Raw genomic sequence first — 26,046 nt, 5'->3', positions numbered from 1 at the left:
TTACATTTTTTCTGCGATGGCCTGAATGAAGGCTTCACTGTTTAATACAACCGGATCCTTAATGGTGGTGATCAGCGCAAGATCTTTTGTCATCCTGCCTTCTTCGATCGTGGCAATGGTGGCCGCCTCCAGACGGTCGGCAAACTTCATTAATTCCGGATTGCCGTCTAGTTCTCCCCGCTTGCGAAGAGCCCCTGTCCAGGCAAAAATAGTAGCCACAGAATTCGTAGAAGTCTCCTCTCCTGCCAGATGTTTATAGTAATGGCGCTGTACGGTACCATGCGCCGCTTCATATTCGTAATATCCTTCCGGAGACACCAGAACAGAGGTCATCATGGCCAGGGAGCCAAAAGCAGAAGATACCATGTCGCTCATTACGTCTCCGTCATAGTTTTTACAGGCCCAGATATATCCGCCCTCGGACTTCATCACCCGGGCAACCGCATCGTCGATCAGGGTGTAGAAGTAGGTAATGCCTGCTTTCTCAAACAGGTCCTGAAATTCCGTGTCATAAATTTCCTGAAAAATATCTTTAAACGTGTGGTCGTATTGCTTGGAGATGGTATCTTTGGTGGCGAACCACAGATCCTGTCTGGTATCCAGGGCGTAATGAAAGCAGCTTCGTGCAAAACTTTCGATGGATCTGTTTACATTGTGCATTCCCTGTACAATGCCGGGGCCGTCAAAGCTGTGTATCAGCTCCCGTTTTTCCTTGCCGTCCGAAGAGGTGTATACAAGCTCTGCTTTTCCTGCGCCTGGAATCTTCATTTCCGTTCCTTTGTAAACGTCTCCATAGGCGTGTCTTGCGATCGTAATAGGCTTTTTCCAGTTCCGGACACAGGGTTCAATGCCTTTTACGACAATGGGAGCCCGGAAAACCGTTCCATCCAGGATCGCACGGATGGTCCCGTTGGGACTTTTCCACATTTCTTTCAGATCATACTCGCTCATGCGGGCTTTGTTAGGGGTGATGGTCGCGCATTTTACGGCCACTTTATATTTTTTTGTTGCATTTGCGGCATCAATCGTTACCTGGTCGTCCGTTGCATTGCGGTGGGAAAGGCCCAGGTCATAGTATTCGGTATTCAGATCAATAAACGGCTCCAGAAGATGCTTTTTGATCATGCCCCAGAGGATCCGGGTCATCTCGTCTCCGTCCATTTCCACGATTGGTGTGGTCATTTTTATTTTTTCCATTGGTGTCAGTCTCCTTTCATATGCAGATTTTCCATGACGTTCATGATATGCCGGTTGGCCAGGGCTTCCGCCAGATCTGCGTCCTTATTTTTAATTGCTTCCAAAATGGCCCGATGTTCCTGCACGGAATTTTCCGCCCGGTCTTTTTGCGCCACAGACCGGGAACGCGCCATCTGGACATATTTGTGAAAATCCGATAATACATGTTCCAGTATACGACTATTGGAAGCTTCATACAACACTTTGTGGAACTTTCCATCCAGTTCCGTTACCTGCTCGGCCTGCTCTTTTTCTTTTTTCAGATGAAATCCGGATAACACAAGAATCTCTTCCAGTTCTTCAATCTGCCGGTCTGTGATATGCAAGGTTGCCCATCTGGCACAGAGCCCTTCCAGCAAAGAACGGATCTGGTAAATGTCAGTAACGTCTTTTTGTGTTATCCCGGTTACATACGCGCCTTTATTGGGGACCATGGTAACCAGTCCTTCCAGCGCCAGCTGACGAAGCGCCTCCCGGACCGGTGTTCTGCTGACGCCCAGTTCCTTCGCAAGAGTTGCCTCCTTAAGCTCTTCGTGCTCCTGATATACTCCGGATAAAATTTTTTCTCTGATCTGTTGAAACACCTTTCCCCGAAGGGACTGGTCCTGATATTCTTCCATCATCTGTTTATGCCTGACCGCCAAGCCGGATACCGAGGCTGCTGCAGGTATCTTCGATGACTGTAAGCAGCTCCTCGTCCGTCAGTACGGTGACTCTTCCTCCTTCATATTCTTTGTCTACCCATTCTTTTACCATATGGACCAGCCGGGAATTCTTATCCACCTGATTTCCGTTTGTCAGATGGAAACAGGTGTTGATCCAGTGAGCGATCCCGGCAAGCCCGGAAGTATTGGATACCGCCACAAGAGGCGGACGTTTTAAAAATTTTTCTGTATCAAAGACATTGTAGATTTCTTCGTTTTTCAACAGGCCGTCCGCATGGATCCCGGCTCTTGTCACATTGAAATTTTTGCCTGCAAAAGGAGTTGCCGCCGGGATCTGATATCCGATCTCCTGTTCGTAATATTCGGCCAGGTCTGTGATTACTGTGGTGTCCATCCCGTCCAGAGTTCCCCGAAGCTGTGCGTATTCAAATACCATGGCTTCCAGAGGTGTGTTTCCGGTTCTTTCGCCAATGCCGAATAAAGAGCAGTTTACGCCGCAGGCGCCATAGAGCCAGGCAGTCGACGAATTATTGACTGCTTTGTAAAAATCATTGTGTCCATGAAATTCAATCAGTTCACTGGGAACTCCGGCATGGACTCTAAGACCATAGATAATACCGGGAATGGATCTTGGGATTACGGCTCCCGGATAATTGACCCCGTATCCCATGGTATCACAGACTCTGATCTTTACCGGGATCTGGTACTCGTCTTTGAGTTTCATAAGTTCCAGACAGAAAGGAATGACAAATCCGTAAATGTCTGCCCGGGTGATATCTTCCAGATGACATCTGGGACTGATGCCGGTTTCCAGACATTCCCGTACCACGGAAAGATAATGTTCCATACATTCTTTACGAGTCATTTTCAATTTGTAAAAAATGTGATAATCCGAACAACTGACCAGAATACCGGTTTCCTTAAGGCCAATCTCTTTTACCAGTTCAAAGTCCTTTTTACTGGCTCGGATCCAGCTTGTGACTTCCGGAAAGCGGTATCCTCTCTCCAGACATTTGTAAACGGCATCCCGGTCTTTCTTGCTGTATAAAAAGAATTCCGATTGCCGGATCTTGCCTGCCGGCCCGCCAAGTCTGTGTAGATCATCATAGATCCTGACAATCTGATCGGTCGTATAGGGAGTTCTTGACTGCTGACCGTCCCGGAAGGTTGTATCGGTGATCCAGATCTCATCCGGCATACAGTGCGGAACAATCCGGTCATTAAACGCTATTTTCGGAATTTCATCATAGCGGAAAAGATTGCGGAATACATTGGGTTTTTCTACATCCACCAGAGGATACATATGTTCTTCCAGCTGCAGCAGATTGGTGTGTTTGTCTAAATATACTTTTCGGTTCTCCATTTTCCTGCTCTCCCTTTTTGATTTTGTATAATTGTATACAATTATACATGCAATGTCAAGAAAAAAAGAGAGAGCTCTGTTATTTTACAGGAAAGATCCCGGAAACACCAGACGGCATTTTCCGGGATCTTTCTATTTAATACAATTTTGCCCCTACTTCTCTGGGACGGAAATTCTGGTCTTCGAGAGCTTTCATAATCTCATGCTTATGTTCCGTACCGAAAGCTTCCATCGTGATCCGAAGTTCCACGGCTGCATTTCGGTTTGTGCTGACAAACTGGTTATGATCCAGTTTGATGACATTGCCCTGGGCGTCTGCAATGGTCTGTGCGACTCTTACAAGTTCACCCGGCTTATCCGGAAGCAGCACCGATACGGAGAAGATACGATCCCGCTGGATCAGACCATGCTGCACAATAGATGACATGGTGATGACATCCATATTTCCGCCGCTTAAGATAGAAACTGCTTTTTTCCCTTTCAGGTCCAGCTGCCTCAATGCGGCGACTGTCAGAAGACCGGAGTTTTCTACGATCATCTTGTGATTTTCCACCATATCCAGAAACGCTCCGATCAGTTCATCGTCTTCTACGGTAAGGACTGCGTCCAGATTTTCCTGAACATAGGGGAATATCTTATCTCCCACCCGTTTTACGGCAGTACCGTCTGCAATGGTGTTCGCGCTTTCCAGCGTCACAGGGCCGCCATGTTCCAGAGCTGCAGTCATGCTGGCTGCTGCGGCAGGCTCCACGCCGATCACCTGGATCTTGGGATTTAACATTTTGGCAAGTGTAGCAACTCCGGTAACAAGACCGCCGCCTCCGATGGGAACCAGGATATAATCCACGGTCGGAAGCTCCTGCACAATCTCCATGGCAATGGTGCCCTGTCCGGTGGCAATATCCAGATCGTCAAAAGGATGGACAAAGGTGCATCCTTCTTTTTCCGCGAGATCCAGGGCATAGGCACATGCGTCGTCATAGACGTCGCCGTGAAGGACTACGTCCGCTCCATAGCTTTTGGTCCGGTTGACCTTGATCAGCGGAGTAACGGTAGGCATTACAATGGTTGCCTTACAACCAAATTTCTGGGCGGCAAAAGCAACGCCTTGTGCATGATTTCCCGCAGATGCAGCGACAAGACCCTTTTCCCGCTCTTCCCGGGATAAGGTGCTGATCTTATAGTAAGCGCCCCGGATCTTGTAAGCCCCGGTATGCTGCATATTCTCAGGCTTGAGATATACGCGGCCGCCGGTCTGGGCGCTTAGATATTCACTGAAGACCAGTTTTGTCGGCGAGGTTACTTCTTTTACCAGTTCGCTTGCACGTTCAAATTTTTCCAAAGTCAGCATAGTTTCGCTCCTTTCTCACTTCTGATTCTTATTACTGTATCTCATTTTGATCTGCTGTAAATAAAGCATTTACAAACGTATCTGCATCAAATTTCTGCAGATCGTCGATGGTTTCGCCAACTCCGATATATTTCACCGGAATCCCAAGCTCCGCCTGGATCGCAACGGCGATTCCTCCCTTGGCTGTACCGTCCATTTTCGTAAGAATAATTCCGGTAATATCTGCCACTTCATGGAATTCTTTTGCCTGCTGCAATGCGTTCTGACCAGTGGTGGCATCTAGTACCACTAAGGTCTCCCGGTAGGCTTCCGGAAATTCCCGGTCAATGATCCGGTTCATCTTTTTCAGCTCTTCCATAAGGTTTTTCTTATTGTGAAGCCTGCCGGCAGTGTCGCACAGAAGGACATCTGCATGTCTGGCCTTTGCCGCTGCAATTGCGTCATAGACGACTGCGGCCGGATCGGATCCTTCCTGTCCGCCGATCAGCTCTGCCTGTGCGCGGTTTGCCCATTCTTTTAACTGCTCTCCTGCAGCAGCGCGGAAAGTATCAGCGGCTGCCAGTATCACTTTTTTTCCCTGTGCTTTCAGTTTTCCTGCAAGTTTTCCAATGGTTGTAGTTTTCCCTACTCCATTGACGCCGATCACCATGACCACAGATGTCCTGTTCTCAAATTCATAGGCGGTTTCGCCCACATCCATTTGCTCTTTGATGCTGTCGATCAGAAGCTGCCGGCACTCGAGGGGTTCTTTGATATGGCGTTCTCTGACCTTGGTTTTCAGATCGTCCAGAATATCATAAGTGGCCTGTACTCCCAGATCCCCCATGATGAGTACTTCTTCCAACTCCTCATAAAATTCATCGTCGATCCTGGAAAACCCATGAAAAATACTGTCCATACCGGATACAATATTATCCCGGGTCTTGCTAAGTCCTGATACAAGACGTTTAAAAAAATCTGCCATAACTTCCTCCTTTACTGATCCAGCTGATCTTCCAGCAGACTGACGGACACCTGAGTGGATACGCCTTTTTCCTGCATGGTGATCCCATACAGCCGGTCTGCCGCTGTCATCGTGCCTCTCCGGTGTGTGATCACAATAAACTGTGTACTTTTTGTCAACTTATGCAGATACTTTGCAAACCGGCCGACATTGTTGTCATCTAGGGCGGCCTCAATCTCATCCAGAAGACAGAACGGAGAGGGTTTCAGATTCTGGATCGCAAACAGCAGTGAGATTGCGGTAAGCGCCTTCTCTCCTCCGGACAGCTGCATCATATTTTGCAGTTTTTTTCCAGGCGGCTGGGCGATGATACGGATGCCTGCTTCTAGGATATCCTCATCTTCCATCAGTTCCAGGGTGCCTTTGCCGCCGCCGAAGAGTTCTTTAAAGACCGTATCAAATTCACTGGCTATTTTTGCAAACTGCTCTTTAAATTGCTTCCGCATAGCAGCATCCAACTCTTCAATGATCTGTTCCAGGGTGGCTTCTGCTTCCACAAGGTCGTCGTGCTGCCCTTTTAAGAACTCATAGCGGGAAGAGACATTTTTATATTCTTCAATTGCATTTACATTTACATTTCCAAGATTTCGGATCTCACTTTTTAACTCCTGGATCCGTTTCTTCATCCTGGACAGATCCGTAAGAGACGCATCTTTTAGTTCTCTGGCCTGGTGAAAGGTGATCTCATATTCTTCCCACATATAATTGATCTGTTTTTCAGAAGCAGTTTCCAGATTTTCTTTCTGGCTTTCCAGACGGAATACTTCTTTATCCAGAGAAGCCATATGCTTTGATAAGGATTCTCTCTCTTGCAGGAAAGATTTATGTTTTTGAGTCAGGTCCTCTCTGTCCTTTTTATAGGCTTCAATTTCCTGCCGGATCTCTGTGAATAATTCTTCCGATCCGTCAATGGTCTGTCTAAGTTCCCGGATCTTTTCCTCTTTTTCCCTGATCTCTCCCGATGTCTGTCCTTTGTTTGCCTCCAGCTGTGTCAGTTCCTGACGGAATTTCTCGCTTTCTTCTGCGATACGGTCCAGATTTTCCAGAAGGAAGGAGTGGCGCTGCTCCAGAGCTGCATATGTCAGGTGAATATCTTCGTTCCCTTTTTGTTTTTCACTTTCCAGTATCTGTTCAGTCTCCAGCGCTTTCTGATTCTCTTCTATACGCGAAGTCAGATCCTTTTCCAGGCTTTCGGAAGTATCAAGCTCCAGGGTGATGGATTCCTGATTATCCATAATCTCCGTAATCTGTGCATCCAGTTCATCTGCTTCTTTCTGAGCCTTTTGCGCCTGTGCTTTTGCGCTTTCCATACCGGACAAAGCCTGATCAGCGTTGAGTTTAGCTGTATTCTGGATAACATAAGCTTTGCTGAGTTTCTCTGCGATCTCATCGTTTTTCGCGTAGTAACCAGCTCTTTCTTTCCGAAGCAATTCGGACTGTGCTTCCAGTTCATCCATTTCTTCTTTTAATTTGCGGACGGTTTTTTCAAATTCTTCGATTTCACGGCGACGACTCAAAAGATTACTGGTATTTTTAAACGCGCCTCCGGTCATGGAACCGCCAGGATTGATCAGTTCTCCCTCCAGCGTGACGATCCGGATAGACTGATGATATTTACGCGCAATCGAAGATGCATGATCAATGTGATCGACGACCAGTGTCCTTCCAAGCAGAAAATCTGCCAGTTTCTGATACTTCTCTTCGGTTTTTGCCAGTGTATTTGCAGTCCCGATCACACCTTCTTCTTTTAAGGCAGCTGTCTGGCCAAAATTAGCGTCCCTTCGGATATTGGTAAGCGGAAGAAAAGTAGCTCTTCCGAACTTATTCTTTTTTAGGAACTGGATCATCCGTTTTGCAGTCTCTTCATCTTCGGTTACGATATTCTGGATGCTGCCGCCAAGAGCTGTTTCCAGAGCGATCTCATATTTTTTCTCCACTTTGATCAGATCAGCAACAACGCCCAGCAGCCCTTTTTCTTTTGTACGGTTGTCCATAACCTTCCGGATACTGTTTCCGTAACCGTCATAGCGTTCCGTGATGTTTTTCAGAGATTCCAGACGGGACTGCTCCCTGTGATAGGCGGTCTGACCGATCCGGAAGGATTCCGTCTGTTTTGCAAGGGTTTTCTGGATATCCTGGATTTTTTCTTCATAACCTTTACTTTCGGCATTCAGGTTTCGGATGGTCTCAGAGATCTCTTCCAGCTCTTTCAGATAGACTTCCTGCTTTTCCCTGTGTTTTTCGTATTCGCTTCCGGCTTCCAGGATCTGTTGGTGCATCCTGGCTTTGCGGACCTGGATCTGTTCCAGCATCGTGTCATATTTCTGGATCTTTGCCTTGGTTGACGCCCGGTTGTTCAGTACATTCATGACTTCACTCTGGGCCTCTTCAATTTCTGCAGTCAGAGCGGCGATCCTGCTCTGGATCTCCACCAGTTCTCCGACAGCCCGATCTTCCAGAGCTTTCTGTTCTTTCATCTGCTCTTCCATCTCTTCTTGTTCTTTCAGCAGATCTTTCCTGGCTTCCGCTCTTCGTTCCAGCTCTTCTTGCACAGTCTGTGCGCGCTGGTTAAAATGCGCGTCATTCATCTGCGCGCTGTTGATCTGCTCTTTTAACAGTTCAATCTGATTTTCCAGCTGTTGTTTTAACAGATTTGTCTCATTGAGCTGGCCTTTAGCTTTTTCGATGGAATCGTCAATACCGTCCATCTGTTCTTCCACAGCGTCATATTCTGCTTTCATGGCTTCATAATGCTGTCCGGCTTCGTCCAGTTCGTCTTTTGTCTGCCCCAGTTTTCCTTCCAGATCCCGGATCTGTTCCTGAATCCGTTCTGTTTCCAGAAGGAACATGTTGATGTCGTAAGTTTTAAGCTGTTCCTTTTTCTTCAGGTATTCTTTGGCTGTTTCAGACTGACGTTCCAGAGGTCCGATCTGTTTTTCCAGTTCTGCGAGGATATCATTGACACGCAGAAGATTCTGTCTTTCTTCCTCCAGCTTTTTCAGAGAAGTGTTTTTTCTGCGTTTGAATTTTACGATGCCGGCAGCTTCATCGAAGAGTTCTCTTCGTTCTTCCGGTTTTCCGCTTAGGATCCGATCGATCTGACCCTGTCCGATGATGGAATAACCTTCTTTTCCGATACCGGTATCATAAAAAAGCTCATTTACGTCTTTTAATCTGCAGAGGCTGCCGTTGATCAGATATTCACTTTCCCCGGAACGGTACAGCTTCCGCGCGACTGTAACTTCTTCATAATCGATCGGGAGCTGATGATCAGAATTATCCAGGGTGATCGCCACGGATGCGTAGCTTAAAGGCTTGCGGTTTTCGGTACCTGAGAAAATGACATCCTGCATGGTTCCCCCGCGAAGCTGTTTGACTCTTTGTTCTCCAAGCACCCAGCGCACCGCGTCTGCCACATTGCTTTTCCCGCTTCCATTGGGTCCTACAATGCCGGTGATCCCGTTGTGAAAATCAAACTTTATCTTATGAGCAAAGGATTTAAAGCCTTGTACTTCAATGCTTTTTAAATACATATCCCACCTACTTTATGTTTTTTTGATGCAGCATCAGAATGCTCTGGTAAGCCGCCTCCTGCTCAGCCGCTTTTTTGGTTCTGCCTTTTCCGGTCCCCCACATCTCCTGTCCGATATAGACGGCCACCTGAAAGGATTTGTTGTGGTCCGGTCCCTCCTCGCCTGTCAGCTGATAGAATACCGGGTCTTCAAAATGAGCCTGTACAATTTCCTGGAGGATAGTCTTGCTATCAAAAAAGAGTTTTCTGTGCTCCAGATCACTTAGCACAAATCGATGGATAAATTCTTTTGCATTAGCAAACCCACCATCCAGATAGATCGCGCCGATCAGGGCTTCCATGGCGTCAGAAGTCACAGAATCTCTTTGCCGGCCGCCGGTGGCGTCCTCTCCTTTTCCCAGGAGAAGATACGCTCCCAGATTCAGTTCTCTGGCGCAGAAGGCAAGAGAAGGCTCGCATACCATGCTTGCCCGTGTTTTCGTAAGTTCCCCTTCCGGCATTTTGGGATGTTCTGTGAATAAAAATTCACTGGAAACCAGTTCCAGGACAGCATCTCCCAAAAATTCCAGTCTTTCATTGCATGCCTGTTTGGGCATCTGCCTTTCATTGGCATAAGAGCTGTGGATCATTGCCTGTTTCAAAAGTGAGCGATCCTGAAACCGGTAGTGGATCTTATGTTCCAGTTGTGTCAGCTTATTGTCCATAATATTACGCTCCATAAAATGAAAAAGCCCGGCAGGGCTTTTTCACTCCTTATCACTTAATTATTCGTTGCCTTTTTGATCTGCTCCACAGCATCTCCTACGGTTGCGATCTTCTCAGCTTCGTCATTATCAATTTCAATATCAAATGTTTCTTCTATTCCCATAATAATCTGGAAAATGTCCAGAGAGTCTGCCTGCAGGTCGTCTACAAATTTTGTGTCTTCTGTGATATCATCCACATCAACGCTCAATACATCTGCAATAATTTCTTTTAATTTTTCAAATTCCATACCTTATTCTCCTTTTCCTGTTCATTAATGGTTCATCTATTCATCAGCGGTATTTTCCGCCTGAATACTTTCTTTGATCTTTTCGTTGATTTTCTGCTTTTTAAATGTCACGCACTGCACGATCGTATTGCTGATCTCTTTTGATTTGGAACTTCCATGAGTCTTGACGACCAGGCCGTTCAGTCCAAGTAAAGGAGCGCCTCCATATTCGGCTGTATCAAACTTTTTCAGAGTATTCTTCAGCGCAGGTTTTACCAGCAACGCGCCGATCTTGCTTCTCAAGTTTGACATCATGCCGGTTTTCAGCTCGCGGATCAGAGTGTTTCCAACTCCTTCAAACAGTTTCAGAATGATATTTCCGGCAAATGCTTCACAGACGATCACGTCTGCCGTTCCTCTGGGAATATCCCTTGCTTCCACACTTCCGATAAAATGAATACTTTTCTCCGCTTTAAGAAGCGGGAAGGTTTCTTTCACCAGAGCATTCCCCTTTTCTTCTTCTGCGCCGATATTCACAATGCCGACTCTGGGATTCTTTACCCCTACTACATGTTCCATATAGATGGATCCCATCTTGGCGAACTGAACCAGATGAGAGGGCCTGGCATCTACGTTCGCTCCACAGTCGATCAAAAGCGAAACCCCGTTTTCCGTCGGGAACAGTGGAGCAAGCGGCGGGCGCTCCACACCTTTGATCCGGCCCACGATTACCTGGCCGCCTACAAGAACGGCGCCGGTACTGCCGGCTGATACAAACGCATCGGCCTTTCCTTCCTTTACAAGCTTCATCCCCACCACAATAGAGGAGTCCTTTTTCTTGCGGATCGCATTTACCGGCGGCTCCGCCATTTCAATCACCTCAGACGCAGGAACGATCTCTATACGATTCCTGTCATACGGGTATTTATTCAATTCATTTTTTACAGCCTCTTCCTGTCCTACAAGAAAAATAAAAAGATGAGGTTCTCTTGTAAGCGCGTCTACGGCTCCTTTAACAACTTCAGCCGGAGCATTGTCGCCGCCCATTGCGTCCAATGCCACCTTCGTAATCTCTGCCATGTTTCATCCTCCTAGCAACTTCAAGGATAATTCTACTAAACATTGGTAGAAAAATCAATAGCGAAACATGCAAATGGGGACGTAGACCTTTGCAAAAGGTCTACGTCCCCGTTCACATTTTGTTCACATTTTATCCCCACGGGTTTTCGGTAGGATACCGGTCACCCTTTGGACGATTGTAGCCAATCTCATCTACAGGCACTCCGATATATTTGAATACTTCAAAGAGGGCTTTGCCATGTTTTCCAAATGCAACGGCGCCATGATGCGGATAGTTGCCTTCGATCAGTACATGACGATAGAAGCGGCCCATTTCAGGAATCGCAAAGACTCCAATGGAACCAAAGGACCGTGTGGCTACGGGCAGGATCTCTCCCTGTGCTATGTAGCCCCGCAGGATGTTGTCTGCAGTGCTCTGCAGGCGGAAAAAGGTGATGTCTCCCGGGAGCAGATCTCCTTCCAGAGTTCCCTGGGTCACTTCTTCGGGCAGTGTTCTTGCCATGATCATCTGGTACTTCATTTCTCTGCAGGACAGCTTGTCTGCAGCAGTATTTCCGCAGTGGAATGCCATGAAAGTATCTTTCTGTGTGTAAGGGTATTTTCCAGCGATCTCTTCGGTATACATATCCTGGGGCACCGTATTGTTGATGTCCAGGAGCGTAACAGCATCCTGACTGATCACAGTACCGATAAATTCGCTTAACGCGCCGTAAATGTCTACTTCACAGGATACCGGAATCCCCTGAGCTGCAAGACGGCTGTTGACATAGCAGGGAACAAATCCAAACTGAGTCTGAAATGCCGGCCAGCATTTACCGGCGATGGCAACATATTTCCGATATCCTTTGTGCTCTTCTACCCAATCTTTTAAAGTCAGCTCATACTGAGCCAGTTTGGAAAGGATCTCCGGTTTTTTATTGCCTTCTCCCAGTTCTTCTTCCATTTCTTTTACGACAGCAGGGATCCGTTCATCCCCGGCATGTTTGTTGAATGCTTCAAAAAGATCCAGTTCAGAATTTTCTTCAATCTCTACGCCAAGGTTGTAAAGCTGCTGAATTGGCGCGTTGCAGGCAAGGAAATTTAACGGACGCGGTCCGAAACTGATGAGCTTCAGATTGCGAAGTCCTTCGACTGCGCGGGCGATGGGCAGAAAGTCATGGATCATATCGGCGCACTCTTCTGCTGTCCCAACCGGATACTCCGGAATATAAGCCTTTACTCCCCGAAGCTTCAGGTTGTAGCTGGCGTTCAGCATGCCACAGTAAGCGTCGCCTCTTCCCTGAACCAGATTATTTCCAGATTCTTCCGCCGCAGCCACAAACATTTTCGGCCCGTCAAAATGTTTTGCCAGCAACGTCTCTGAAATCTCGGGTCCAAAGTTGCCAAGATAAACGCATAGTGCGTTACACCCTGCTTTTTTGATATCTTCCAGCGCCTGCACCATATGGATCTCGCTTTCCACGATACAGACCGGACACTCATAGATATCAGAACCGTCATATTTTCTCTGATACGCTTCGATCAATGCTTTCCTTCTGTTTACAGAAAGACTTTCCGGAAAGCAGTCACGGCTGACTGCAACAATTCCTACTTTGATTTCTGGTATATTAATCATAGCGAACCCCTTTCATGTGTATGAAAATTAATGTATAAAAATCGGGAAGAATCCCAGACACGCGGAATCTCCCCGATTTAAGCCACTCCTTCAAAAATTAATCCTGAGGAATGATTTCTTTTTTGTTGTAAGAGCCACAAGCTTTGCAGACTCTGTGAGGCATCATAAGCTCGCCGCACTTGCTGCATCTCACCAGGTTCGGTGCGCTCATCTTCCAGTTTGCTCTTCTTTTGTCTCTTCTTGCTTTGGAAGATTTATTCTTTGGGCAGATTGACATGGGTTACACCTCCTTAAAATTCTTAAAAACATCGCGGATCGCTGACATTCTGGGGTCAAGACTTGTGTCTTCACAGTCACAGGTCCCTTCATTCAAATTCTGACCACATACGCTGCAGATGCCTTTACAGTCATCACTGCACAGAACTTTCGTCGGCCACCCTACTAACAGTTCGTTGCGGACCAGTTGTTCCACATCCAAACTGCATCCGTCAATATAATTTGTTTCGTCTAGTTCATCTGAGTCTTCCGTCTCTTCCGGATCCACACTGATCTTCTTTGTAAAATCGAGGGGAATCCTGACTTCCACATCTTTCAGGCACCGGTCGCAAGGAATAACTGCCGTCACCTCTGCTTTCCCGCTGATCTGAAGCTTCCGTTCTTTTTCGTATTCGATCAGAAGATGTAACTCTGATTTTTCCTTTAACGGAAAGCTGCCCTGAGCGGATTGAAAAACATCCATCTCTACAGGCACCGATGTGTCAATCGGACGGTGTGGTTCAGACAAAACGCTGGATAGGTCTAATATCATAATAATACTCCTATTCACACCTAAACTATTATATCATGCAATAACGGATTGTCAACCCTAAAAAACCCGAATTTACACAAAATCTGGTATGGTTTTACAGCTGACAGATACCAATCCTATGTTATACCAGCGCTACTGTCTCTCTTGCGATCGCCAGTTCTTCGTTGGTCGGGATCACAGCAACCTTTACTTTGGAATCTGCTGTGGAGATCACAAAGTCTTCGCCGCGCTTTTTGTTGGCTTCCGCATCCAGTGTGATTCCCAGGTATCCCAGGTAGGCAAGAACCTTCTCGCGTACGATTCCTGCGTTCTCACCGATTCCTGCGGTAAATGCGATCGCATCTACGCCGTTCATGGCTGCCACATAGGAGCCGATGTATTTTGCTACGCGGTAGCAGAACACTTCCAGAGCTGCTGCTGCATATTTGTTGCCGTTCTCCATTGCCTCTTCCAGGTCACGGAAGTCGCTGGACAGATTCTTGGACAGTCCGTATACACCGGATTTTTTGTTGAGGACGTTCATCACGCCTGCGATATCCAGATCTTCTTTCTTAGCGATATATTCCATGATCGCCGGATCCATATCGCCGGAACGGGTTCCCATAACCAGACCTTCCAGTGGTGTCAGACCCATGGATGTGTCTACGCATTTGCCGTTCAGTACTGCGCTGATGGATGCGCCGTTTCCAAGGTGTGCAACGATGATTTTGGAATTGTTAAGATCCAGTCCCAGGAAATCTGCCGCGTGTTTGGAAACGAAGCTGTGGCTTGTACCATGGAAGCCGTACCGTCTTACTGCATATTTCTCATAATACTCATAGGGCAGTCCGTATAAATATGCCTTTTCCGGCATGGTCTGATGGAAAGCGGTATCAAATACAGCTACCATCGGTGTACCGGGCATCAGCTTCTGGCAGGCGCGGATACCAATCAGGTTGGCAGGATTGTGAAGCGGAGCCAGGTCGCTGCATGCTTCGATGCCGGCCAGTACTTCGTCATTGATCACTACAGAGCTTGCAAATTTTTCTCCGCCATGTACCACGCGGTGTCCGACTGCACCGATCTCGGAAAGGCTCTTTACCACGCCGGTCTCGGAATCTGTCAGAGCGTCGATCACGAACTGGATCGCCTCGGTATGTGTGGGCATCGCTTTTTCGGATTTAACCTTTTCCCCTCCTGCCGGCTGATAGGTCAGGCTTCCGTCAATCCCGATTCTCTCGCAAAGTCCTTTTGCCAGTACGTTCTCGGACTCGGAGTCAATGAGCTGGAATTTTAAAGATGAGCTTCCACAATTGATTACTAATACATTCATTTCATTTTACCTCTCTATTATATTAATCATTTGCCATACACTGTACAGCTGTAATTGCTACCACACCTTCGATATCTTTTGCGCTGCAGCCGCGGGACAAGTCGTTCACCGGAGCTGCGATACCCTGGGTCAGAGGTCCGTAGGCTTCGGCTTTTGCCAGTCTCTGTGCCAGTTTGTATCCGATATTTCCGGCATCCAGGTCCGGGAATACCAGAACATTTGCCTTTCCTGCAACCGGGCTTCCCGGTGCTTTGGATGCGCCTACTTCCGGTACGATGGCCGCGTCAAGCTGGAATTCCCCGTCCAGCAGAAGGCCTTCCGGCGCATTTTCTTTTGCGATGCGGGTCGCTTCTACGACTTTGTCTACATCCGGGTGTTTTGCGCTTCCCTTGGTGGAGTGGGAAAGCATAGCTACAACCGGCTCTTTTCCTGTCAGCAGACGGAAAGAATCTGCGGAAGAAAGAGCGATGGCCGCAAGCTTCTCCGGATCCGGATTCTGCTCCAGACCAGAGTCCGCAAATACGAAGGTTCCGTCAGCTCCCATATCGCAATCCGGTACAACGATCACAAAGAACGCGCTGACCAGTTTGGTGCCAGGCTTTGTCTTCAGGATCTGCAGGCAGGGTCTTAAGGTGTCTGCTGTGGAGTGGCAGGCGCCGGAAACCATGCCGTCTGCGTCTTTCATCTTTACCATCATGACGCCGTAATACAGGTAGTTTGTCAGAAGAAGTTCTCTTGCCTGTTCCTCAGTCATGCCCTTCTTCTGTCTTAACTCTACCAGCTTGGCAATATAAGCTTCGGTCTTTTCGCAGGTTGCCGGATCAATGATCGTAGCGCCGCTGATGTCAAAATCCCCTTTATTTTTGGCAATCTCCTCTTCGCTCCCGATCAGGATCAGATTGGCAGTTCCTTCTTTTAAAACTGCCTCTGCCGCCTCGTAAGTCCGGATATCCTCTGTTTCCGGAAGAACGATCGTCTTTTTGGATGTTTTTGCTTTTGCTTTGATCTCATCTATGAATCCCATGTTCAATAGACTCCTTTCCTAAGATTCTCAATATATTAATTATAATACAAAGAGACCTTGCAAACAAGGTCTCTTATTGGAAACTTATGTCTATTTTTCGGTACAAAAATCAGAAGTTTTACAAATGAAACACCATACTGACAATAGCAAAATATACACTGATGGTGCTGATGTCCACAAGTGTAGAGATCAGCGGCGTGGCCATGATCGCCGGATCCAGTCCCACCTTTTTTGCACAGAGCGGCAGCGTACATCCCACTACTTTTGCAATAATGACTGTGCAGGCCATTGTAAGACCGATGGTAAGCGCCATCAGTACATCGCCCTGCCCCATCACCAGGATCCGGATCCCATTGACTACTGCAAGCACCAGACTGATGCAGACTGCGATCCGCACCTCTTTCCAGACGACTTTTGCCAGGTCCACAAATTCGATCTCATCTACGGCAAGCCCGCGGATCACCAGCGTGGAACTCTGAGAACCGCAATTTCCGCCGGTACCGGTCAGCATGGGGATGAATCCTGCCAGCTGCGGCATGACGGCCAGCGCTGCCTCATAATGGTTCATGATCATCTGTGTAATGGTGGCAGAAAGCATCAGAAACAGCAGCCAGGGAAGCCTGCTTTTTACATGTTCCAGAATCGTAGTATCAAAATACGAATCCTCGTTAGGCGCCATACCGGCCATGATGCTGATATCTTCGGTTGTTTCCTCCTGCATGACATCCATAGCGTCATCTACGGTAACGATGCCCACCATACAATTCTCATGGTCCAGAATGGGAAGCGCGATCAGTCCGTACTTGGTGATCGTGCGGACCACATCCTCCTGATCGTCCGTAGTATGTGCATACAGAAGATTCGTCTCCATGATCTCTTCAATCGGCTTGGACTCACTGGTTGTCAGCAGTTCTTTGACGTCCACATATCCGATCAGCTTGCGCTTTTCTGTTACATAACAGGTATAGATGGTCTCTTTATTCAGTCCCACCTGGCGGATCTTGAGAATCGCATCGGCCACCGTCATTTCCTTGCGGACAGCGATGTAATCCACGTTCATCACGCTTCCCGCGCTATCCTCCGGATACTGCAAAAGCTGATTGATCTGCGCTCTCTTTTCTTCATCAGTGGCAAGGAGGAGTCGATCCACCACATTTGCAGGCAATTCTTCCAGTACGTCCACAGTATCGTCCAGATACATCTCTTCCATGACTTCTTCCAGCTCGGAATCTGTCAGGGCGCCGATCAGTACTTCCCGCATATCGCTGTTCATGTAAGTAAATGTCTCTGCGGCCTCTTCCTTTGCAAGGAGACGGAACACCATAACCATATGTTTCTGGTCAAATTCTTCCAGAATTTCCGCAAGGTCTACGGGATACATGTTGTTTTCCAGTTCTTCCTTCAGTTCCTTATACTGCCGGTTTTCCAGCAGTTCCAGGATCCGTTCTTCCGTTAATTTTTCCCGCATTTTGCCGTCGTTTTCGCTCATGACGCACCTCCCTTCCTGCAGCGTTGCCAGTCAGACCTTTCTATAGTATAATCAATTTTAAAAGGATATACAATACTAATACCAGGAGAATCTTATGAAAATCGTTGGACTTATCACAGAATATAACCCGTTTCACAATGGGCATTTGTATCATATAGAAAAGGCAAAAGAACTCACCGGCGCAGATGCGGCGATCGTTGTTATGAGCGGAAACTATGTGCAAAGAGGCGCTCCGGCGATCATGCCAAAACATCTCAGGGCGGAGGTCGCTCTGGAAGCAGGCGTCCCTCTGGTGCTGGAGCTGCCGGTCTGCTATGCCTGCGGAAGCGCCGAATATTTTGCTTACGGAGCGGTTTCCCTGCTGAACCGTCTTGGCTGTATCGACAGCATTTGCTTTGGAAGCGAATGCGGGGATTATTATTTACTGGAAAAGATTGCTCATATTACCGCGGACGAACCGGAAGAATACAGGCAGTATCTCCGGGAAGCTTTGAAAAGCGGAATGTCCTTCCCTCTGGCAAGGCAGACAGCATTGAAAAAATATTTAAAGGATCCGTCGCTGGACGAGATTCTGGAACAGCCCAACAACATCCTGGGCATCGAATACATTAAGGCTCTGCGGCAGATGAAAAGTTCCATCGGCGCCTATACGATCCGCCGGAAGGTGGCCGATTATCATGATAATGAATTAAAGGAAGGATACAGTTCTGCAAAAGCAATCCGACGGCTTCTGGCTTACGCGGGAAGTTCCGTTCACCTTGCTTCTGATCAATGGTATGATGAACCGGAGCTTTCGGAAATACTTACCAGGCTGGAGAATCAGGTGCCTCCTGCCTGTATCCGTACCCTGGAGGAAACACACAGGCTGCGCTACCCGGTCTATGCAGGTGATTTTTCTTTGCTGTTCCGCTATAAATTGTTGACGGAAACAAGAGAATCTTTGAAAGAATACATGGACATGACAGAAGAACTGGCCAACCGCATGATGAACCACGCCAGTGATTTCATTACGTTTGACCAGTTCTGTGATCTTTTGAAAACCAGAGAGCTTACTTATTCCCGGATCAGCCGGTGTATGCTCCACATCCTCCTGGGAATCCGCGCTTCTGATCTTTCTGAGTATAAAGAACAGGGCGGATGTCAGTATGCCCGCGTTCTGGGATTCCGGAAAGACGGCGCTAAATTAATGGCCAGGATCAAACGAACCGCTTCTATTCCGCTTGTAACAAAGCTTAGGCCGGAAGAGGAACTTTCGGAAACAGCGGCCAAAATGCTGCGTCAGGATATTTTTGCCGCAGATCTCTATGAAAGTGTTATCACAAATAAATACAAAATGCCGTTTATAAGTGAATATCGTCAGCAGATAGTCCGGGTATGATAAAGCCCCGGATTATCTGCTTTCATTCTTAAATCTCAATCTTCTTACTGCATGCCACAGCCATGGCTCCGGAGCCAATGTGGCATGCCACGCTTAAGGAGAGGCGGTCTGTATGGATCTCATAGCCCGGAAAACGCTCCGCCACTTCCTTTTCCCACTGTGCCACTTCTTCATCCGTACAGGTATGGGCGATCTCCAGATGTACTTCTTTTCCCGCGAAACGGGTTTTCAGATCCTTTTCCATGGCGTCCAGCATCGTTTTCTTCGCTGCCTTCCAGCCTCTGACCTTTGCAAACGCATCCAGCTTTTCTCCCTGGATCGTAAGAACCGGCTTCAGGTTCAGGACTGTGCCAAGCGCCGCTGCCGCAGGAGTCACCCGGCCGCCTTTTTTCAGATATTTCAGCGTATCCACGGTAATATAAATACTTGCTTCCAGCTTTTCCCGCATCAGCACAGTTACAATCTCCTCTGCGCTCATACCCTTCTCTCTCATCTCCAGAGCATCCAGAACCGACTGCCTCTGGGTGACAGAGATCCGCTGATTATCTACCACAAGAACCTTTCCATCGAATTCTGCAGCCAGAGCCGTGGCCGTTTCACAGCTTCCGGAAAGTCCGCTGGACATAGGGATGTGGACGATCCTGTCATATTCCTGTAATAATTCTTCCCACAGTTCCATCACATCGGCCGGCGACGGCATAGATGTGGAAATATCTGCATCTTCCGCAAGTCTCTGATAAAATTCATCCTGGGAAAGCGTGATATCCTCGTAAAACAGTTCGTCATTGATAAAAAACGGCATGGAAACCACGCGGATCCCGAGTTTTTCAGCTTCTTTCTGTGTAATACCACTGTTGCTGTCTGTAACAATTGCTATTTTCTCCATAAATGTTTCCTGTCTATCCTTTCCATAACTATAAAGTAATAATTTCCGACATCTGGTCTCTTTTTGCCACCATCATAGGGATGTCCTCCCCTTTATAGGGATTGTCTCCGTAACTGACTTCCAGTTTAACGGTTTCATAAGCCAGTTCCGCATAATTATTTTCTTTGCTCAGATGTCCCAGGATCACCTGCTGAAGTCCGTCATGGAGGATATCGCACAACAGACGTCCGGACAGTTCATTAGATAAATGTCCCTTATCTCCCATCACCCTTCGTTTCAGTACATACGGGTAAGGCCCCACCTCCAGCATGTGAATATCGTGATTGGCCTCCAGCACAACGCCGCTTAGACCTTTCAGATGTTCTACCGTATATTCGTCGTACATTCCAAGATCTGTAGCCACAGCTACGGATTTTTTATCATTATCAATGCGGTATCCGGAAGGCTGCCTGGCATCATGGGATATGGCAAAGGGGCTGATCTTCATGTCTCCCAGGGAAAAGACCCTGTCCACTTCCACTTCGTGGAGCAGTCCTTCCGGGATCTTTCCCAGACTTTTCATGGAGCGGATCCCTTCGATCGTTCCCGGTGTCGCGTATACCGGAATCTCATATTTCCGGCTGAATACACCAAGCCCCTGGATATGATCAATATGTTCATGGGTGATCAGGATCCCGGTCAGTTCGTCCCCTTTGATCCCCAGATTATGTAGTCCTTCCTCAATCCTCTTTTTGCTGATCCCGGTATCCACCAGAAGATGGGTATCTTCATCCCCCACATAAATACAGTTTCCGCTGCTTCCGCTGGCTATACTGCATAATCTCATCATCTATCTTTCTGCCTTTCCATCTTTTATAAATCCGCAATGATCTGATCCAGCTGCATCTGTGTTTCTGCAAATACTCCGTTGTTGTCGATTACCCGGTCACAGTGCTGCATATAGATCTCTTTTGACGGCTGCGCCGCAATAATGCTGTCCACTTTTCCCGGTTCGTATCCTCTGGAATAAAGAAGCCGTTTCTTGCGGATCTCATCTTTTACATACACATACCAGAGTTCATCGCACAATTCTTCGTAATGATCTTCTATCAGGATCGCCGACTCAACGATCAGAAGATTGGTATTTTTTCTTTCTTCTTTTGCAATGATCCTGCGGACCTCATCTTTGACTGCCGGATGAACGATCCCATTTAACACGGACAGCTGTTCCACGTTCTGGAACACAATGTTTGCCAGTTTTTCCCGGTTCAGTTCTCCTTTTTCATCCAGGATCTCACTGCCAAAATAGCGGACGATTTCTTCATAACATTGTCCGCCCTTTTTCTGGAGTTTCTTTCCCAGAACATCTGTCTGACAGATGGTTGCCCCGTACTTATTATTCAAATATTCCAGAATCTGTGTTTTTCCGGAACCCACGCCTCCGGTTAATCCTATGATCTTCATATCTTCTCCACCTCTTATTTTGCTTCGTACCAGTTGTCACCTGTGTGCATGTCTATTTCAAGCGGCACATCCAGCGAGGCCGCATGTTCCATTTCTTCACGGAGGATCTTTTTTACCTCCTCAACCTCTGAGAGTTCTGCTTCGATTAGCAGCTCGTCATGTACCTGAAGAACAAGACGGGATCTTAGCTTCTTTTCTCTAAGTCTTTTGTCTACACCAATCATCGCGATTTTCATAATATCCGCAGCCGTACCCTGGATGGGACTGTTCATGGCCACTCGTTCGCCGAAAGAACGCTGCATAAAATTGCTGGACCGAAGTTCCGGAACCGGGCGGCGTCTGCCAAACAGGGTCGTCACATATCCTTCTTCCTTTGCATGCTGCACCTGACGGTCCAGGAATGCTTTGATCCCCGGATATGTGTGGAAATAATCTTCAATATAGCGGGCGGCTTCTTTTCTGGTAATACTTAAGTCCTGACTAAGCCCGAAAGAACTGATCCCGTATACAATGCCAAAATTCACTGCCTTAGCATTGCGTCTCTGCTGCGGAGTCACTTCTTCAAACGGAGTGTGGAACACCTGTGATGCAGTGATCCTGTGAATATCTCTGGCCTCCCGGTAAGCTTCGATCAGATGAGCATCGCCGGAGCAATGTGCCAGAACGCGAAGCTCAATCTGCGAATAATCAGCATCCACAAACACATACCCCTCTTCCGGCACAAATACCTTGCGGATCATACGGCCAAGCTCTGTGCGGACCGGAATGTTCTGCAGGTTTGGCTCAGTGCTGCTGATCCGGCCGGTGGCAGTGATCGTCTGATTAAACTTACCATGGATCCGGCCATCCGGTCCGATGTAGCCGGCCAGTCCGTCCGCATAAGTGGACTTTAACTTCGCATACTGCCGGTATTCCAGGATTTTGGACACAATGGGATATTCAGGCGCCAGCTTTTCCAGAACCTCTGCGGCAGTGGAATAGCCCGTCTTTGTTTTCTTACCACCGGGGATCTTTTTCTTCTCAAATAAGATCACGCCAAGCTGTTTGGGAGAATTGATGTTAAAAGGCTCCCCTGCATCTTCGTAGATTTCCTGCTCCAGCATCTTTATATGAACAGCCAGTTGTTCTCCGTATTCTTTCAGGGCTTCTGCGTTTACGCGGACGCCATTTTTTTCCATGTGATACAGGGAGAATACCAGAGGCATCTCAATCCGTGTAAAAAGTTCTGCCATTCCGGAATCCTGTAATTTTTCAAACAGAATCTCTGAAGCTGCAAATGCGGTATACGCTTCATAACAGACCTTAATGGGAGTTTCGGATTTTTCTTCGATCACAAGGTCCAGCTGCTCTCTTGCCACGTCCTCGTAATCATAATTACTTTTTAGCGGATTCAGAAGGTAAGCCGCCACTGTTACATCAAAACAATTCTCCGTTTTTTGGATCTGTAAATGATCAAGCTGAGATTTCAGGTCAAAGATGGCAAACCTTTTTGCCGTTTCGGCAGCCTGTGAAAGTTTTTCCAGAAGCCAGGATATCTGGATATCCGGACCTGTATGGATGCAGTAACTCTCTTCTCTGGAGAAGCTGATCCCAATCCCTCCGATCTGTGCCTGTCCGGCAAACAGTGGAAGTACGTCTTTTTCATCTTTAAAAATGCACGCCCCGATACATACAGCCCCTCTGGCCTTTTCAAAAACAGCCTCTGCTTCTTTTCGGCTTCTGATCTCATAAAAACAATCCTCAATTTTGTTTGAGGGAGACTTTACGTCAAACCGGGAAAGAAGATTTTTAAACTGTAATTTCTGGAACCAGCTATATGCTTCTTCTGTATAGATATTTTCCAGCTTTGCCTCTGCAAGTTCATACGGAAACTTTGCATTGACATGGATTGTGGCAAGCTCTTTGCTCATGACTGCCAGGTCCCAGTGTTCCTTCATGGCGCTGGCCGCTCTTGGTGGTTTCAATTCTTCTGCATGTTCGTGAGCATTTTCGATAGAATGATATTCTGTGATAATCTTCGTGGCCGTCTTTTCTCCAATCCCCGGCACTCCGGGGATATTATCCGAAGCATCTCCCATCAGCGCTTTCAGGTCGATAAATTCTTTGGGAGTCACCTGATAACGGGCCTGTACGTCTGCCGCGTAATAGTCTTCAACTTCTGTGCGTCCCTGTTTCGTCTTGGGGATCCGGATCCTGACATGATCTGTAGCAAGCTGCAGAAGGTCCCTGTCCCCGGAGATCACAGATACCTCCATGCCCTCCTTTTCACAGCGCACAGACAATGTGCCGATCAGATCATCCGCTTCCAGGCCGGCACATTCAATGATCTTAATCCCCATAGCTTTTAAGACTTCTTTCATTACCGGCACTTGCTGCCTTAGCTCCTCTGCCATCGGCTTTCTGGTCCCTTTGTACTGGTCATACATCTTGTGGCGGAAGGTGGGTGCATGCACATCAAACGCCACAGTCAGATACTCTGGCGTTTCTTCTTCCAATATTTTAAATAAAATTGTCAGGAAACCGTAAACAGCATTGGTGTGGAGGCCTTCGGAATTTGTCAGGTCCGGAAGGCCGTAAAATGCCCGGTTCAAAATACTGTGTCCGTCTATCAGCACAATTTTGCGGCTCATGTACGTTTCTCCATTCTCAATTACAACTATCTCTTACTATACACTAAATCAGAAAATTTTAAAAGCCTTACCTTCCGAATGCACAGGATCTTTTCACCGTACACTGTCAGATCTTTTTGATCGCCGGAATCAACATTCCTCCCACACTGTTCCCAAGCGTCATGATCAGAAGATAAAGCAATGTCTTTACCGACCAGGCGCCTGCAAGAGAAAAATAGAACATATTTGCCACACAATGTTCAAAGCCGGACAGGATAAAAACGCTGACGCCAAGGAACAGGATCAGCGGATTTCCTTTTTCTTTAAATCCGTCAACCGCTACATACATCAAAATCCCACAAAATACAGCCAAAAAAAACACACTGAAAGGAGTGTCTGAAAGTTTGGTCTCACAAAGGCCTGCAGCTGTATCTGCAATTCCCGCGATTCTGGTAACTGAAACAGCGATTGCAGCAAGAATCGCACCGGTAAGGTTGCCAAGCCAGGTAAGCAAAAGGAGTACCAGATAGGACTTTTTGTCTTTTTCTGTCACCAGGTATCCGATCTTACCGGTATACAGGAAAAGACCGTTCAGCACGATCGCATAGAGCCCGGCGGTAAAGAGGAGTGCTCCTGCAATCTTGTTGTCCAGAGACAGATATACCACTCCGCCGATGGAAATGGCGATTCCCGCCGCCACTGCTTTTAGAAACATACTGCAATTTTCTCTCATAAAATCCTCCATTTCTTTTTTCTCTTAGTTTTCTGTATGCAGATAACGGGCGCCCCGTATAACATGCGAAGCCAGCACAGAAGTGGTGACGCTGCCAACACCGCCGGGTACCGGGCTGATATAAGAAGCTTTTTCTTTTACCTGTTCAAAATCCACATCGCCGCATAAGTGCCCGTCCGGATCCACATTGATCCCTACATCTACAACGACCGCTCCTTCTCCCGCCATTTCTTCGGTGATCATTTTTGCTCTACCGGCCGCGGCAATCAAGATCTGTGCCTTTTTGCACTCTTCTTTCAGGTCCGCCGTTTTTGTATGGCAGAGGGTAACCGTTCCATGTCGATCCAGAAGCAGCATGGAAATCGGCTTTCCGGCCACCATACTGCGTCCTACGACGGTTACCTTTTTCCCTTTCGGATCGATCTGATAGTGTTCCAGCATCCGGACCACAGCTTCCGCAGTGCAGGGTGCAAAGCCTGTTTCATCCCCGGAAAAAACTTTGGCAATATTTACAGCGCTCATACAATCCACGTCTTTGTATGGATGGATGATCCGCCTGACGTTTTCTTCGCTTAAATGCGCCGGGAGCGGACGGAACAAAAGGATCCCGTGGATGCTTCTGTCTGCATTTGCCTTGCAGAATTCCTGTTCAAAAGCTTCCTGGCCGATGTCGTCCGGAAGTTCTATGGTCCTGCACTGGATGCCGATCATTGCCATTCTTTTTTTCGCGCCTCTTTCATAGGCAAGATCATCCCCTCTTGCACCCACACGGATCATGGCAAGACAGGGGTGGATCCCCTGCTTTTTCAGTTCTTCTGTTTCCAGGATCAGTGTCTCTTTCATGGCCTTTGCCACATCTGCGCCTTTCATGATTGTACTCATGCCGTTACGTCCCCCTGCTATTCTAATTTCTGCAAAACCTGCCGGTACACAAGCTCTTTCATCCGGTGTCCTTCCCGGATCAGGGCGCCGGCCCGGCTATTTAAGTCCTCTGCTGTCTGTCGGTCCTTCATCATTTTTGTATTGATCCGGACATTTAAAGAAGCGCCCTCCAGCGCAGCCTGTGCAAACAGAATGCCGACGCCGGCGTCGCTGACGGCGAGACGACTTCCTTTTTCTTCCATTATCACCAGTTCCTTCATGGCTTCGGTTACGGTTTCCATAATCTGAAGCGGTACGATACTGGCGTCATAGAGCGCCTGTTCCATCACCTGATCCCGTTCTTTTTGCTGTCCTTCTGTTTTCGCCGGCATAGCGTAAGCCCGGGAAAGTGGCAGAAAAGCAGCTGCGTCTTCATCTGCAAGAAAGATCAGTCGTTCTTTGATGGCTTCCAGACGCTTCCCGGATGCTTTGATCTCTGCTTCCACAGAAGCATATTTCTTTTTTCCTTCTGTCAGGGCGGCCACCATCATTCCAAGAGCAGCCGCAAAAGCCCCGACGGCAGCGCTTGCGCCGCCGCCGCCGGGTACTGGCTCTTTGGAGGACAGAACATTCAGGAAATCTGTCGTTTTCATATCCAGCATCATCGTCCTGTTGTCTCCTTTAT

General features: G+C 47.6%; 23 protein-coding genes. 1 reads left to right on the top strand and 22 read right to left on the bottom strand.

The features are described from left to right. The 15 genes from ABGT54_RS07240 to mgtE form a co-directional block, all read right to left on the bottom strand. Positions 1-1,197 (bottom strand): NADP-dependent isocitrate dehydrogenase, encoded by a 1,197-nt coding sequence (locus tag ABGT54_RS07240; RefSeq protein ID WP_346663475.1) that lies wholly within the window; start codon positions 1,195-1,197, stop codon positions 1-3. Between the two features lie 5 nt (positions 1,198-1,202). Then, positions 1,203-1,856: a GntR family transcriptional regulator gene (locus tag ABGT54_RS07235; RefSeq protein ID WP_346663957.1), complete on the bottom strand. Its 654-nt coding sequence runs from the start codon at positions 1,854-1,856 to the stop codon at positions 1,203-1,205. A 7-nt stretch (positions 1,857-1,863) separates the two neighbouring features. Continuing rightward, on the bottom strand, positions 1,864-3,264 hold the full coding sequence (locus tag ABGT54_RS07230) for a 2-isopropylmalate synthase (RefSeq protein WP_346663474.1): 1,401 nt from the start codon (positions 3,262-3,264) through the stop codon (positions 1,864-1,866). A 136-nt stretch (positions 3,265-3,400) separates the two neighbouring features. After that, on the bottom strand, positions 3,401-4,615 hold the full coding sequence (gene ilvA, locus ABGT54_RS07225; protein ID WP_346663473.1) for a threonine ammonia-lyase: 1,215 nt from the start codon (positions 4,613-4,615) through the stop codon (positions 3,401-3,403). A 31-nt stretch (positions 4,616-4,646) separates the two neighbouring features. After that, positions 4,647-5,579 carry a signal recognition particle-docking protein FtsY gene (ftsY, locus tag ABGT54_RS07220; RefSeq protein WP_346663472.1) on the bottom strand — a complete coding sequence of 311 codons (933 nt, stop codon included), beginning with the start codon at positions 5,577-5,579 and terminating at the stop codon, positions 4,647-4,649. A gap of 11 nt (positions 5,580-5,590) precedes the next feature. After that, positions 5,591-9,151, bottom strand: coding sequence for a chromosome segregation protein SMC (gene smc, locus ABGT54_RS07215; protein ID WP_346663471.1), 3,561 nt, complete (start codon positions 9,149-9,151; stop codon positions 5,591-5,593). Between the two features lie 7 nt (positions 9,152-9,158). Beyond that, positions 9,159-9,854 (bottom strand): ribonuclease III, encoded by a 696-nt coding sequence (gene rnc, locus ABGT54_RS07210; RefSeq protein WP_346663470.1) that lies wholly within the window; start codon positions 9,852-9,854, stop codon positions 9,159-9,161. 56 nt (positions 9,855-9,910) lie between these two features. Beyond that, a complete protein-coding gene (gene acpP / locus ABGT54_RS07205) occupies positions 9,911-10,144 on the bottom strand; it encodes an acyl carrier protein (RefSeq protein ID WP_346663469.1) in 234 nt (77 codons plus the stop codon). A 36-nt stretch (positions 10,145-10,180) separates the two neighbouring features. After that, positions 10,181-11,203 (bottom strand): phosphate acyltransferase PlsX, encoded by a 1,023-nt coding sequence (gene plsX / locus ABGT54_RS07200; RefSeq protein WP_346663468.1) that lies wholly within the window; start codon positions 11,201-11,203, stop codon positions 10,181-10,183. A gap of 130 nt (positions 11,204-11,333) precedes the next feature. After that, positions 11,334-12,818: an L-fucose/L-arabinose isomerase family protein gene (locus tag ABGT54_RS07195; RefSeq protein ID WP_346663467.1), complete on the bottom strand. Its 1,485-nt coding sequence runs from the start codon at positions 12,816-12,818 to the stop codon at positions 11,334-11,336. Between the two features lie 97 nt (positions 12,819-12,915). After that, on the bottom strand, positions 12,916-13,095 hold the full coding sequence (gene rpmF, locus ABGT54_RS07190; RefSeq protein WP_204908911.1) for a 50S ribosomal protein L32: 180 nt from the start codon (positions 13,093-13,095) through the stop codon (positions 12,916-12,918). Positions 13,096-13,098: 3 nt separating this feature from the next. Beyond that, complete coding sequence (locus ABGT54_RS07185) at positions 13,099-13,626, bottom strand: DUF177 domain-containing protein (RefSeq protein ID WP_204908910.1); 528 nt, start codon at positions 13,624-13,626, stop codon at positions 13,099-13,101. Positions 13,627-13,747: 121 nt separating this feature from the next. After that, positions 13,748-14,938: an acetate kinase gene (locus ABGT54_RS07180; protein WP_204908909.1), complete on the bottom strand. Its 1,191-nt coding sequence runs from the start codon at positions 14,936-14,938 to the stop codon at positions 13,748-13,750. Positions 14,939-14,960: 22 nt separating this feature from the next. Continuing rightward, positions 14,961-15,962, bottom strand: coding sequence for a phosphate acetyltransferase (gene pta / locus ABGT54_RS07175; protein ID WP_346663466.1), 1,002 nt, complete (start codon positions 15,960-15,962; stop codon positions 14,961-14,963). Positions 15,963-16,080: 118 nt separating this feature from the next. Continuing rightward, entirely contained in the window at positions 16,081-17,430 is a 1,350-nt protein-coding gene (gene mgtE / locus ABGT54_RS07170) for a magnesium transporter (RefSeq protein ID WP_346663956.1), read from the bottom strand. Between the two features lie 115 nt (positions 17,431-17,545). On the opposite strand from mgtE, the gene ABGT54_RS07165 reads away from it, so the two are divergent. Further along, positions 17,546-18,829, top strand: coding sequence for a nucleotidyltransferase (locus ABGT54_RS07165; RefSeq protein WP_346663465.1), 1,284 nt, complete (start codon positions 17,546-17,548; stop codon positions 18,827-18,829). Between the two features lie 28 nt (positions 18,830-18,857). Here the strand turns inward: ABGT54_RS07165 and ABGT54_RS07160 are convergent, their stop codons facing one another. From ABGT54_RS07160 to ABGT54_RS07130, 7 genes are all read right to left on the bottom strand, one after another. Next, positions 18,858-19,715, bottom strand: a complete 858-nt coding sequence (locus ABGT54_RS07160; protein WP_346663464.1) for a DegV family protein — start codon at positions 19,713-19,715, stop codon at positions 18,858-18,860. Between the two features lie 28 nt (positions 19,716-19,743). Further along, positions 19,744-20,541, bottom strand: coding sequence for an MBL fold metallo-hydrolase (locus ABGT54_RS07155; protein ID WP_346663955.1), 798 nt, complete (start codon positions 20,539-20,541; stop codon positions 19,744-19,746). Positions 20,542-20,567: 26 nt separating this feature from the next. Then, on the bottom strand, positions 20,568-21,158 hold the full coding sequence (gene coaE / locus ABGT54_RS07150) for a dephospho-CoA kinase (RefSeq protein WP_346663463.1): 591 nt from the start codon (positions 21,156-21,158) through the stop codon (positions 20,568-20,570). Positions 21,159-21,172: 14 nt separating this feature from the next. Further along, on the bottom strand, positions 21,173-23,788 hold the full coding sequence (gene polA, locus ABGT54_RS07145) for a DNA polymerase I (protein WP_346663462.1): 2,616 nt from the start codon (positions 23,786-23,788) through the stop codon (positions 21,173-21,175). A gap of 106 nt (positions 23,789-23,894) precedes the next feature. Further along, a complete protein-coding gene (locus ABGT54_RS07140; protein WP_346663461.1) occupies positions 23,895-24,512 on the bottom strand; it encodes a formate/nitrite transporter family protein in 618 nt (205 codons plus the stop codon). A gap of 12 nt (positions 24,513-24,524) precedes the next feature. Next, positions 24,525-25,382, bottom strand: a complete 858-nt coding sequence (locus ABGT54_RS07135) for a tetrahydrofolate dehydrogenase/cyclohydrolase catalytic domain-containing protein (RefSeq protein WP_346663460.1) — start codon at positions 25,380-25,382, stop codon at positions 24,525-24,527. A gap of 17 nt (positions 25,383-25,399) precedes the next feature. Continuing rightward, positions 25,400-26,026 (bottom strand): cyclodeaminase/cyclohydrolase family protein, encoded by a 627-nt coding sequence (locus tag ABGT54_RS07130; protein ID WP_346663459.1) that lies wholly within the window; start codon positions 26,024-26,026, stop codon positions 25,400-25,402. Positions 26,027-26,046 lie beyond the last annotated feature (20 nt).

This window comes from uncultured Merdimonas sp., assembly GCF_963929015.1.
GTDB lineage: Bacteria > Bacillota > Clostridia > Lachnospirales > Lachnospiraceae > Merdimonas.
This window is presented reverse-complemented; position numbering and strand designations above follow the sequence as displayed.